This window comes from Curtobacterium sp. SP.BCo, assembly GCF_051903265.1.
Classification (GTDB): Bacteria; Actinomycetota; Actinomycetes; order Actinomycetales; family Microbacteriaceae; genus Curtobacterium.
Window position 1 is genome coordinate 2348635 of record NZ_CP194337.1, and the last position, 11285, is coordinate 2359919.

General features: G+C 75.0%; 12 protein-coding genes. 4 read left to right on the plus strand and 8 right to left on the minus strand.

The annotated features are described in order from the left end of the window. Positions 1-38 precede the first annotated feature (38 nt). From ACRQ4B_RS11225 to ACRQ4B_RS11255, 7 genes are all read right to left on the minus strand, one after another. Positions 39-743, minus strand: coding sequence for an SDR family oxidoreductase (locus ACRQ4B_RS11225; RefSeq protein WP_439691526.1), 705 nt, complete (start codon positions 741-743; stop codon positions 39-41). A gap of 29 nt (positions 744-772) precedes the next feature. Beyond that, a complete protein-coding gene (locus ACRQ4B_RS11230) occupies positions 773-2209 on the minus strand; it encodes a PfkB family carbohydrate kinase (RefSeq protein WP_439691527.1) in 1437 nt (478 codons plus the stop codon). Next, the gene (locus ACRQ4B_RS11235) at positions 2206-2829 is read right to left on the minus strand and encodes a D-sedoheptulose-7-phosphate isomerase (RefSeq protein WP_439691528.1); all 624 of its coding nucleotides are present in this window, start codon (positions 2827-2829) and stop codon (positions 2206-2208) included. Before ACRQ4B_RS11235 ends, ACRQ4B_RS11230 begins: the two co-directional genes overlap by 4 nt. Then, positions 2826-4163, minus strand: coding sequence for a glycosyltransferase (locus tag ACRQ4B_RS11240; RefSeq protein ID WP_439691529.1), 1338 nt, complete (start codon positions 4161-4163; stop codon positions 2826-2828). Before ACRQ4B_RS11240 ends, ACRQ4B_RS11235 begins: the two co-directional genes overlap by 4 nt. Next, positions 4160-5161, minus strand: a complete 1002-nt coding sequence (locus ACRQ4B_RS11245; protein WP_439691530.1) for a glycosyltransferase — start codon at positions 5159-5161, stop codon at positions 4160-4162. Before ACRQ4B_RS11245 ends, ACRQ4B_RS11240 begins: the two co-directional genes overlap by 4 nt. A 97-nt stretch (positions 5162-5258) precedes the next feature. Next, positions 5259-6344 (minus strand): glycosyltransferase family 9 protein, encoded by a 1086-nt coding sequence (locus ACRQ4B_RS11250; RefSeq protein ID WP_439691531.1) that lies wholly within the window; start codon positions 6342-6344, stop codon positions 5259-5261. 8 nt (positions 6345-6352) lie between these two features. Next, the gene (locus ACRQ4B_RS11255) at positions 6353-6904 is read right to left on the minus strand and encodes an HAD-IIIA family hydrolase (protein ID WP_439691532.1); all 552 of its coding nucleotides are present in this window, start codon (positions 6902-6904) and stop codon (positions 6353-6355) included. 102 nt (positions 6905-7006) lie between these two features. On the opposite strand from ACRQ4B_RS11255, the gene ACRQ4B_RS11260 reads away from it, so the two are divergent. From ACRQ4B_RS11260 to ACRQ4B_RS11270, 3 genes are all read left to right on the plus strand, one after another. Continuing rightward, positions 7007-7996: a glycosyltransferase family 9 protein gene (locus ACRQ4B_RS11260; RefSeq protein ID WP_439691533.1), complete on the plus strand. Its 990-nt coding sequence runs from the start codon at positions 7007-7009 to the stop codon at positions 7994-7996. 50 nt (positions 7997-8046) lie between these two features. After that, a complete protein-coding gene (locus ACRQ4B_RS11265) occupies positions 8047-8403 on the plus strand; it encodes a PRC-barrel domain-containing protein (protein WP_439691534.1) in 357 nt (118 codons plus the stop codon). Positions 8404-8565: 162 nt separating this feature from the next. Then, entirely contained in the window at positions 8566-9585 is a 1020-nt protein-coding gene (locus tag ACRQ4B_RS11270) for an SGNH/GDSL hydrolase family protein (RefSeq protein WP_439691535.1), read from the plus strand. 24 nt (positions 9586-9609) lie between these two features. Here the strand turns inward: ACRQ4B_RS11270 and ACRQ4B_RS11275 are convergent, their stop codons facing one another. After that, positions 9610-10452 (minus strand): universal stress protein, encoded by an 843-nt coding sequence (locus tag ACRQ4B_RS11275; RefSeq protein WP_439691536.1) that lies wholly within the window; start codon positions 10450-10452, stop codon positions 9610-9612. 281 nt (positions 10453-10733) lie between these two features. Here ACRQ4B_RS11275 and ACRQ4B_RS11280 point away from each other — a divergent pair, with 281 nt between their 5' ends. Beyond that, entirely contained in the window at positions 10734-11195 is a 462-nt protein-coding gene (locus ACRQ4B_RS11280; protein ID WP_439691537.1) for an NUDIX domain-containing protein, read from the plus strand. The last annotated feature ends 90 nt before the right edge of the window (positions 11196-11285 follow it).

Sequence of the window (11285 nt, forward strand, 5' to 3'; positions counted from 1 at the left end):
GGCCGACACCGCGCCTCCCGTCCGTCGGGCGGTACCGGCTACGGCCAGCTCGGCTCCGTCGCCGGCATGATCGACAGTTCGCGGATCTCGCAGCCGGCGGGCTGTGCGAGCGCGAACAGGATCGCGTTCGCGACGTACTCCGGCTCGATGAGCTGTGCGTCCGGTCCGGGCTTGTACTGCTCGGTGCGGTCGGCGAAGAAGTTGGTCCGCATGCCCGCCGGGATCACGTTGGTGACCCCGACGCTGCCGCCGGTCTCGGCGGCGAGGGCCTGGGAGAACCCGCGGACGCCGAACTTCGAGGCCGAGTACGCGGTCCCGTCGCCGACCCCGCGGAGTGCGAGCGACGAGGACACGGTCACGACACGGCCGTGCGACGCCTCGAGCGCGGGCAGTGCGGCGCGGACCACGGCCGCGGTGCCGAGCAGGTTGACGGCGACGATCCGCTCCCAGTCGCCGGACGAGATCCCGCCGATCGGCGCGGGCTTGTCGATCCCGGCCGCGGTCACGACGGCGTCGAGCCCGCCGTGCCTCGCCGCGGCGTCGCGCACGGCGCGTTCGGTCGCCGCCGTTTCGGTGACGTCGACCGCGACGGCGTCCGTGCCGTCCGGGACGGCGTCGACCCGGAGGTCGAGGACGATCGGGGTGCCGCCGGCCTCGGTGACGGCCGCGACGACCGCGGCTCCGAGGCCGGACGCACCGCCGGTCACGAGGACGCGGCCGATGGGGGTGGTGGGGACGGGCATGGACTTCCTTCCGGAGGGCGTGTTGATGGTCAGCCGACGTGCTCGAGCGCGGCGGCGAGTCGGGTCGTGGAACGGCCGGGGTGGAACGGCACCGTGACGACCTGCCCGCCCCACTCCGCGAGGGTGGCGCCCTCGGGGAGGCCGGCCGCGGTGTAGTCGCCGCCCTTCGCCCACACGTCGGGGCGGAAGCGGCGCAGCGCGTCGTCGGGGGTCTGCTCGTCGAACACCACGACGGCGTCGACGCAGTCGAGTGCGAGGAGGAGCTCGACCCGGTCGTCCTGGCTCATGATCGGCCGGTCCGGGCCCTTCAGCGCCCGCACCGAGTCGTCGGAGTTCAGGCACACGACCAGGCAGTCGCCGAGCGCCCGGGCCGCGGAGAGCGTCCGTGCGTGCCCGGCGTGCAGCAGGTCGAAGCACCCGCCGGTGGCGACGACGGTCCCGCCGGCGCTCCGGACGTCGTGGACGACCCGCATCGCGTCGTGGTCGGCCCCCGGGACCCGGACGGGCGCGGGGCCGTCGTCGGTGGACAGTGCCGCGACCCCGCCCGCGGCGAGGTACTCGGATGCAGCGTCGACACCCGCGGCGACGGCCTCGGACACGTCCGCACCGGCGGCGAGCGCGACGGCGATGCCGGCGGCGAGTCGGTCGCCGGCGCCGCACGGGTCGCCCGCGGTCACCGAGGGTGCCGGGACGAACCGGTTGCCGTCGGTGGCGCTCGCGACGAGGGCCCCGTGTGCGCCCATCGTGACGGCGACGGCCCCGATGTCCCACGTGCGGACGAGGTGGTTCGCCGCCGCGGTGGCGAAGGGGACGCCGTCGCCGTGGTGCACCGCGCCGTCGGCGAAGCGGCGGGCCTCGGCGGTGTTCGGGGTGGCGACCGCGGTGCCGGTGACGGGCGCGGCGCCCTTCGGGTGCGGGTCCCACACCAGCGGGGTCGTCGCGGCGATCCGGGCGAGGGCGGCCCGCATCGCCGGGGCTGCGGCCACACCGCGGCCGTAGTCGGCGACGACGACGGCGTCGACCCCGTCGAGCGCGGCGGTCATCGCGTCGGTGACGTCCGGCACGGGCGGCGGGTCGCAGCCCTCGTCGATCCGGACGAGGGCGTGGTCGGCGACGCGGACCCGGGTCTTCACGGGCGTGGGCACGCCCGACGGACCGCCGACGACCGTGACGCCGGGCAGGAGCGCCCGGATCTCGTCCGCGGGTCGGTCGTCGCCGAGCACGGTGATCAGCGTCACGTCGTGCCCGTCGCGGGTGAGCATCGTCGCGACGAGTCCGGCGCCACCGGCGCGACGGTGGTCGGTGCGGACGTCGACGACCGGTACCGGTGCGTCCGGGCTGAGGCGATCGCTCGTGCCGGTCACGTCGACGTCGAGCAGGGTGTCGCCGACGACGGCGATGCGGAAGGACGGCGTGGTGCTGCGCGCGGACGCGGCGGCACGTCGGGGCGCGGGCGTGGCGGTCATCGCCGGACGCCCCGTCGGAGGGCGGGCTCCATCGCGCGGCACAGCGCGTGCACGAGCACCAGCTGCGCCTCCTGCACGTTCGCGGCCGGCCCGTCGATGCAGACGGCGTCGTCGACCAGCTCCGCGAGCGGGTTCGGTCGCGGTCCGGTCATCGCGATCGTGCGGGCGCCGACGGCACGGGCGGCCTGGGCGGCGCGGAGCAGGTTCGGGCTCCTGCCGCTCGTGCTGAGGAGGACGAGGACGTCGCCGGCGCGGGCGTGTGCGGAGACCTGCCGGGCGAACACCTCGTCGAAGCCGTAGTCGTTCCCGATGGCGGTGACGGCGGAGGACTCGGCGTGCAGTGCGATCGCCGAGTAGGCCGGGCGGTCCCCGTCGAACCGGCCGGTCAGCTCGGACGTGAGGTGCTGCGCCTCGGCGGCGGACCCGCCGTTCCCCGCGGCGAGCAGCCGCCGCCCGGCGACGAGCCGCGCGGCGATGTCGTCCGCCCAGTCGCCGATGTGGGCCCCGTGGTCGACGAGGGAGGCGATCACCGGCACGGACGCGGCGACGTGGTCGAGCACGACGCGCGTGCTCGTGACGGGCTGCTCGGTGATCGAGCCGGTGCGCTGGTCGGTGGTCATCGTGCGGTGCTCTCCGTCGAACGTGCGGGTCGGGCGGTCCGCCCCGTCCTGGTGCCGGTGGTGCGGGTGACCGGTGCGGTCGTGGGTGCGGTGACGGCGCCGGTGCCGGCGACCAGGCGCTCGTACACGCGCTCGCTGGCCGCGGCGACCTCCTGCCACGTGTACCGGCGTTCGGCACGCGCCCGACCGGCGCGGCCGTAGCGCTCCCGTCGGTCCGCGTCGTCGAGCAGCCCGGCGACCGCGGCGGCGACGGCGGTCTCGTCGCGCGGCGGGACGTGCAGTCCGGTCGCGTCCTCCACCACCGTGTCGATGAGTCCGCCGACGCGCGATGCCACGACGGCACGGCCGCAGGCCATCGCCTCGAGGGGCACGATGCCGAACGGCTCGTACCAGGGGGCGCAGACGACGACGTCGGCGCTCCGGTACACGGCGGGCATGTCGTGCTGGCCGAGCTGCCCGCGGAAGGTCACGTGGTCCCGGACGCCGAGCGACCGGGCGAGTGCGTCCAGCCGCTGGTACTCGGGGTCGTCGGGCAGGTCGGCTCCGGCGACACCGGCTCCGCCCACGACGACGAGTTCGACGTCGCGTCCGGCCTGCACGAGCGCGGCCAGGGCGGCGATGGTCGTCCCGACGCCCTTGCGCCGCACGAGCCGGGACACCGTGAGGATGCGAGCCGGACGGCTGCGCTCCTCGACCGGCACCCCGTCGCCGACCGGTCGGAAGAGCGACGCGTCGACGCCGCACGGCACGACGGAGATCTGGTGCAGGGGGACGCCGAGCGCCTTGAGCTCGAACGCCTCGTCGGAGCAGGTCGCGACGACCTGGTCGACACTGCGCCCGACCGCGGGCTCGATCCACTCGCGTTCCGCCGGGCTGGTGTCCGCCGCACCCTGGTGCCGACGCTTGACGACCCCGAGTGCGTGGAAGGTCTGGGCGACCGGGATGCGGACCCCGCCGGTGCGGGCCTGCACCTGCACGACGGCGTCGAGCGCCGCGTGCCCGGACATCCAGAAGTGCGCGTGCACGACGTCGGGCCGGTCGACGAACCACTCCGCCGCGAGCACCGACGCGAACGTGCCCATGAACGGGAACAGCTCGTCCTTCGGGACGGCCCGGGCCGGTCCGGCATCGACGTGTACGACCTCGACGCCGGGCCGGAGCGGCACACGGACGGGTTGCGACGCGTCGTCGCGCCTCGTGTACACCGTCACCTGGTGTCCGCGGTCGGCGAGGGCGCCGCTCAGCTCCGCCACGTGCACGTTCTGTCCGCCGGCGTCCACGCCGCCGAGCACCGCGAGCGGACTCGCGTGCTCGGAGACCATCGCGATCCTCATCGCACACTCCCTTCCAGCGCGGCTCGCGCCGCTCGGTTGCGCTGCGCACCGCGGCTGACGGCGTCGTCCAGCAGGTCGTCCCAGTCGGCGGTGAACCGGCCGAGCGCGTGCCGCGCGAGCGCGGCCTCGCGGGCCACGAGTCCGCGGCGTCGTGCCTCCTCGGGGTCCTCGATGAGCGTCCTGGAGGCGCGGACCAGCTCCTCGACGTCCGTCGCGATCGCGCCGGCCTCGTCCGGGACGGTGCGGGCTGCGTCCGTGGTGGCGAGCACGACGACGGGCATCGCGAGGTGCATGGCCTCGATGAGTGAGAGCCCGAGGGACGTCCAGCGGTTCGGGTGCACGTAGGCGCGTCGTTCCGCGAGCGCGGCGTGCATCGGGTCGGCGGGCACGTCGCCGCGCGGGACGACGCGGTCGCCGAAGCCGAGCTCGGGCAGTCGCTCGGTGCCGATGCCCCAGACGTCCACCGGCGCGACCGACGCGAACCGGGGGAGCAGGTCGGTCCCGACCACGCGGTCCCGGCGGACGGGCTCGTTGATGACGACGCCGAGCCGGTCGAGGGTGCCGGTGTACAGCGGACCCGGGTCGACGACGCCGTGCTCGATGACGACCGTGCGGGTCGAGCCGCAGTCCCACATCAGCGCGTTCCAGTGCGTGACGTGCGCGATCGTCACGTCGTCGCGGTCGCGGAGCGGGTGCCGTGAGCTCGGGACGTCGGCGCGGGGAGCGTTGTGCTCGACGAAGACCATCGGGACGTCGCGGTTGCCCAGCAGCCGTCGGGCCTCGTCGACCTCCTCCGTCCGCTGGAGCACCACGACGTCGACCTCGGCCTCCGCGAGGTCGGCGGGGTCGATCTCGATCGCGGTGTCCGGCCAGGCACGGCCGCCGCGACCGAGTCCCCACGCGTCCCGCGCCGGCGTCGTCGGGACGAGGTACTCGTGCGGGCCGCGGACGAAGGCGTCCATCCACCCGCCGTGCACGTGCCACACGAGGATCCGCATGCAGGGTCCTTTCGTCGGCCCGGGTCCGGGGAACCGGGGTCATGAGGAGCAGGAGAGGAGCAGGAGGAGGGGCGAACAGGAGGAGCAGTGGCGGACGCTACGCAGCGCCGTCTGGGGCGCGGCGCAGACTGCTCCGGTCCATCCGGGAAGCGCGGAGGAGGAGTCGTTCGTGGGCGTCGAGGACGTCCTCGACGCGCACCGTGGACAAGCACGGGTGTCCCGGCACCGGACACTCCCGCGCGCGGCTCAGCCGACACGGCGCGGCCTGGTCGCCGAGCAGTTCGACGAGCGGGGCGTACGGCGCCCACTTCGTCGCGGGGACCACGGGTGCGAACAGGCTGACGATCGGCACGCCGACCGCTGCGGCCAGGTGCGCGGGCCCCGTGTTGCCGACGACGACGACCTCGGCGTCGGCGAGCACCGCCGCCAGCTCCGCCGGGGTGGTCCGGCCGCCGAGGTCCACGGCCGTGGTGCCGGCGACCACGGCGGTGAGTGCCCGCTCGCCGGGTGAACCGGTGACCACCACGGGTGTGCCGCGACGTGCGTACGCGGCGACGAGGTCGCGGTGCCGGTCCGCCGGCCACGCACGCGCCGGGACGCTCGCACCCGGGTGCACCACCACGTACCTGCCCAGACCGGCCACCGACGGCGGCGGGTCGGCGTCGCGTCGCACGGCGAGCCTCCCGGCATCACCCGGCGGCAGCCGGAACCCGGCGGCCTCGGCGATCCGCAGCGCACGCTCCGGCTCCGGGACGTCCTCGGGCAGGTCCTCGCCCGGTCGCAGCCGCACGTCGAGGAGCGAGCCCGGGTGGTCGACCGACGCGCCGGAGACCCGCCCGACGCCGGCGAGTCGGAGGAGCAGTGCGACGGGCAGCGGCGACTGGTGGAAGGACGTGAGGACGACGGCCTGGTCGGGCCGTTCCGCCGCGACGAGGGCACGGAACGTGTCGAGCAGCGTGTCGTCGATCGGCCCCGGGGTCTCGGTCACCCACGGCGCCGCCCAGACCCGCACCCGGTCGACACCGGGCAGGAGCTCCGCGGCCGGTGCGCCCTGCGGCCCGCACAGCATCGTGACGTGCGACGCACCCGCGGCGACCGCACGCACGGCCGGGCCGGCGACGAGCACGTCGCCGAACGAGTCCAGTCGGACGACGAGCACCCGGGGTCCGGACCGAGTGGGCACGGGTACGGTCACGGACGCACCGCCCGCACCTGCGCGACGACGAGTCCGACCGCCTCGTCCAGGGTCGCGGCCACGGTCCCCGCCGCCTCCACCTCGGCGGGCAGGGTCCGGGCCGTCGGCACGAGGACGCCCTGCGCGCCCGCGGCGCTGGCGGCACCGACGTCCGCGCCGATGTCCCCGACGACGACGAGCTCCGACGGGTCGATGCCGAGCAGCCGTGCGGCATCGAGGACCATCCCCGGCCGGGGCTTCCGGCAGGCGCAGTCGTCGGCCGCGTCGTGCGGGCAGACGCACCACACGTCGAACGGCCCGACGAGCTCGTCGACCCGGGCGTTCGTCGCGTCCACCTGCGCCCGCGTGGCCAGGCCCTTCGCGACGACCGACTGGTTCGTCACCACGCCGACCGCGAGCCCGGCTGCGCGCGCCCGCTCGACCGCACGGCGGGCACCGGGGACCGGGACCACGCGGTGCGGGTCGGCGTTGTACGGCACGTCGATGACGAGGGTGTCGTCGCGGTCGAAGAGCAGGCCGCGGACGGCGCGGTCCGGAGCGAGAGCCATGCCCCAGGGCATACCGGCCCGGTGCCGGGCACGGCCCCAGGAACAGCCGTCGTGCGCAGTGGACGCGTCGTGGTGCAGCCGCGCGGGGCTACGGTCGGCCCGGTGACCGCTGTCGACACCCTGCCCCCGTCCGACGGGCGCCCCGAACTGGTCGTGCTCCGTGCGATCAAGCTCGGGGACCTGCTCGTGGCCGTGCCCGCCCTGCACGCGCTCCGGCGCGCCTTCCCCGACCACCGCATCACCCTCGCGACCACGGCCTGGCTCGCGCCCGTGGTCGACCTGGTGCCCGACGTCGACGTGCACCTCGCACAGCACGGACTCGACCACCCGCTCGGCGTGCCCGCCGGTGTCGTCGACGTCGCCGTCAACCTGCACGGCGCCGGACCGGAGTCGTCGGACCTCGTCGCCGCGCTCGGTGCCCGCCGCGTGGTCGGGCACGCCGACCCCACCAACGCGTTCGACGGTCCCGCGTGGCCGGAGGGCGTGCACGAACGGGAACGGTGGACGCGCCTGCTCACGTGGCACGGCATCCCCGCGGACCCCGACGACGTCGGCATCGCACGGCCCGACGGACCCCCGGCGGTCGCCGGTGCCGCCGTCGTGCACGTCGGGGCCTTCCACGGTGCGCGGCACTGGCCGACGGACCGCTTCGCCGAGGTGGCGGTCGGGCTCCGCGCACGCGGCTTCGACGTGGTCCTGACGGGAGGCACGGACGACGTCGAGCGCGCCGGTGCGGTCGCCGACGCGGCCGGCCTGGCGCCGGGGGCGGTCCTCGCCGGCTCCCTGGAGCTGCAGGAGTTCGCCGGGGTCATCGCCGCCGCGCGGCTCGTCGTGACCGCCGACACCGGGGCGGCGCACCTCGCGTCGGCGTACGGGATCCCGTCGGTCGTGGTGTTCGGGCCGGCTCCACCCGAGGCGTGGGGTCCACCGTCGAGCGGGCCGCACGTCGTGCTCACCGACGCGTCGCTGCGGCGCGGCGACGTCTTCGCCGAGGACCCGGACCCGGCGTTGCTCGCCGTGCAGGCCGCGGACGTGCTCGCGGCGGTGGACGGCCTCGAGGTCTCCGTGACCGGGCCGATCGCCGCCCGGTAGCGTCGGCGGCGAGCGACCCGGAAGCACCGGGTGCTCGTGAGGAGGCGCACGTGTTCGAAGCCGCGAACATCCGGGACTGGATCGGCCTGCCGGTCGTCGACGAGGCCGACGACAAGGTCGGGACACTGGAGAGCATCTACTACGACACCGCGACTTCGGAGCCGGCGTTCGGTTCGGTCACGACGGGGCTCGTCGGGTTCCAGAAGCTCGTGTTCGTGCCGCTCACGGGAGCGCTCGTCGCCCCGAAGCACCTCCGGGTCGCCTACCCGAAGAAGCTCGTCAAGGACGCCCCGACGATCCCGACCGACGGCGAGCTCGACGCCACGCTCGAGCCGGAGCTGTACCAGCACTACGGGCTCGAGTACCGCACCGGCAGCGGCGGGGAGCGTCGTCTCGGTCGGCGCTGAGCGTCGTCTCGGTCGTCGCTGAGCGTCCGTCGAGGCCGGACCGCTGACCGGGACGCCCGGGCGTCGCACACCGCACGCCCGGGCGTCCGCGTTAGCCTGGTCCGTCCGACCCGTCCCTGGAGGCCGCACCTGCTCCGCTCCGTCCGTTCGACGCTGCTCGCCGTGGTGGCGGTGTCCGCCGTGCTCGCGGGGACGCTCACCGGCGCCGGCACGGCTTCCGCCGCCCCGATGTGGCCCGTCCCGGAGCCGTACCCGGTGCCCGTCGTGCCGCAGGAGGCCCTCGCCGGCATCCCCGCCGGCAGCGAGTACGTGGCGCTCGGAGACTCGTACTCCGCCGGGTACGGCCTCTCCGACCCGACCCGGTTGCCGACGAGTGCGTGCGGCCAGTCGGCGCGGGACTACCCGCACCGGATCGCGGCGCGCTTCGGGCTCGCCCTGACCGACGTGACGTGCGGCGGTGCCACGAGCGCGGACGTCACGGCCGGGTTCCAGTTCACGGGCGTCCCGCCGCAGATCCGGTCGCTGTCCGAGCGGACCCGGCTCGTCACCCTGACCATCGGCGGCAACGACGCGGACCTGTTCGGCACGGCTGCATCGTGCCTGGCGATCTCGGCGAAGGGCCCGGTGTTCTCCGGGCGGGACGCGCCGTCGTGCCGCAGCACGCTCGTGTCCGACGGCGTCGACCAGCTCGGCGCGAAGATCCAGTCCCGCGTGGCCCTCGGGATCGCGGACACGCTCGCGGCCGTGCGGGCAGCAGCCCCGAACGCCGTGATCGTGTTCCTCGGCTACCCGGCGATCTTCCCGGACGCTGAACACACCCCGAAGGGCGGGTGCTTCCGGTCCGCGCTCGACCTCGGCACCCTCACCGGTTCGTTCCCGACGAACACCTACCCGTTCACGAACACCGACGTCCGCTACCTGCACGGTGTGCAGGAGGAGCTCAACGAGGTGTCCGAGTCCGCTGCGCGTGCCGCCGGTGTCCGGTTCGTCGACGTGTTCTCGAGCACGCAGGCGCACTCGGCGTGCGCCACGAAGAAGCCGTACGTGGCCGGGGTGTCCCTGGACGGCACCGCGAACCTCCGGCGGATCGACCTGCAGCCGGGCGCGCTGCACCCGAACACGCGCGGCGTCGCCTACCTGACGAAGCGGGTCGCCACGGCCGTCCGCGAGCTCGCCGGCTGACGGATCTCCGCACCGGCCCGCTGCTCAGGCGCTGCGGTCCGCGGCCTCGACGTGCGCTGCCGGCGGGACCACGCACACGGGCGAGACCGTCTCGCGGAGCACGTCGTGCAGCACCGCGCCCGAGAGCGCCCGGACGTGGCCGAGGCCGAGCACCACGAGCGAGGCCCGCCGGGTGTGCGCAGCGATGGCGTGGCCCGGGTGGCCCTCCACGAGCAGCGGGTGGAAGCGCACGTCCGGGAAGCGCGCGGCGAGTGCCGTCGTGGTGCGCTGCAGGAGTTCGGCGTTCCGGCTGCGCCAGCGCATCGGGTCCTCGGCGAAGTCGGTCAGCCCCGTGCGGGTCAGCACGGGCATCTCCCACGCCCGCAGCAGCGTGACGCGGCGGTGCCGGCGGTGCGCCTCGTCGACCGCGATCGCGAGCGCCCGCTCGTCGACGGGGTCCTCGACCGCCAGCACGACGTCGCCGTCGATGGGGTGCGGGCCCTCCGGCACGACGACCGTCGGCACCGCTGCCCGTGCGGCGACCCGGGCCGGGTCCCCGCCCGCCGTCGATCCGCGGCGGCTCCGGAACGTCCCGATGACGAGCAGGTCGCCGTCGTCGGACTCCTCGACGAGTGCCGCGGCGAACGGACCGGCGTGGCGTCGCACGTCGACCTGCACGCCCGGCAGCGCTGCTCGTGCGGCGTCGGCGACCGCATCGGCGACGCGCGTGCCGCCCGGTCCGGTCCGGGCCTCGAGCGCCGGGTCGACCCCGATCACCCGCAGGCGCTCGACCTCGTCACCGGCGCGGGCGGCCACCCAACGCAGGGCTTCCTCGTGCGGTCTCGCCGCATCGGCGGCCAGGGTGACCGTCGTCCACCGTTCGTCCATCCCGATCGACCTCCTCGTCTCGGGGTCCTCCCGGGGCGTCGCATGGCGCTCCTGACCAGGCAATCTACTCCGGCTCCGTACGCGCGGCCTTCCCGCGCTGAGGAGCCGTTCCGCGCGTGGGAGGTCGTTCCGCGCGTGGGAGGTCGTTCCTTCCGGCTGCGGACACGCGATTCCGCTTTCCCACGCACGCGCGATGGGTCGGAACGCGCGCGCCGTCGGACGGGAGGCGCGTGGCGGGGCCGTCCCGCGCCTCCCGTCCGGTGGGGGCGTAGCCTCCTGCCGTGGTGCTGAGCGCGGGTCTCCTGCTGTACCGGGTCGACGTGACCGGGGTGCAGGTGTGGATCGCGCACATGGGTGGACCGTTCTGGCGAGGGCGGCCCCGGGCGTGGTCCGTCCCGAAGGGCCTGGTCGAGGACGGGGAGGACCTCCTCGACACCGCACGGCGTGAGTTCGCCGAGGAGATCGGGGTCGCGGCACCCGACGGCACGCCGAGGGACCTGGGGGAGCTCCGGCAGGCCTCCGGCAAACGCGTGCATGTGTTCGCACTCGAGGCCCCGGAGTTCACCGTCGACGAGGTCCGCTCGAACACCGTTCGGCTCGAACTCCCGCGCGGGTCCGGTCGGTTCGTCGAGGTCCCGGAGGTCGACGACGCACGGTGGGTGTCGGTCGACGAGGCGCGGGAGCTCCTCGTCGCGGGACAGGTCGCGGCACTCGATCGCCTGGTGCAGGAGTTGTCGATGTAGGTGCGCGTGATCTGTGTGGTCCGGGTGGTCCGTGTGATCTGTGTGGTCCGGGTCACGAACGCGTCTCGGTGTCCCGCGGTGTGGACGGTG

Bases quoted from the DNA above. Each gene is read 5' to 3' on its own strand.
- ACRQ4B_RS11225 (WP_439691526.1), bottom strand. From the start codon at position 743: ATGCCCGTCCCCACCACCCCCATCGGCCGCGTCCTCGTGACCGGCGGT.
- ACRQ4B_RS11230 (WP_439691527.1), bottom strand. From the start codon at position 2,209: ATGACCGCCACGCCCGCGCCCCGACGTGCCGCCGCGTCCGCGCGCAGC.
- ACRQ4B_RS11235 (WP_439691528.1), bottom strand. From the start codon at position 2,829: ATGACCACCGACCAGCGCACCGGCTCGATCACCGAGCAGCCCGTCACG.
- ACRQ4B_RS11240 (WP_439691529.1), bottom strand. From the start codon at position 4,163: ATGAGGATCGCGATGGTCTCCGAGCACGCGAGTCCGCTCGCGGTGCTC.
- ACRQ4B_RS11245 (WP_439691530.1), bottom strand. From the start codon at position 5,161: ATGCGGATCCTCGTGTGGCACGTGCACGGCGGGTGGATGGACGCCTTC.
- ACRQ4B_RS11255 (WP_439691532.1), bottom strand. From the start codon at position 6,904: ATGGCTCTCGCTCCGGACCGCGCCGTCCGCGGCCTGCTCTTCGACCGC.
- ACRQ4B_RS11275 (WP_439691536.1), bottom strand. From the start codon at position 10,452: ATGGACGAACGGTGGACGACGGTCACCCTGGCCGCCGATGCGGCGAGA.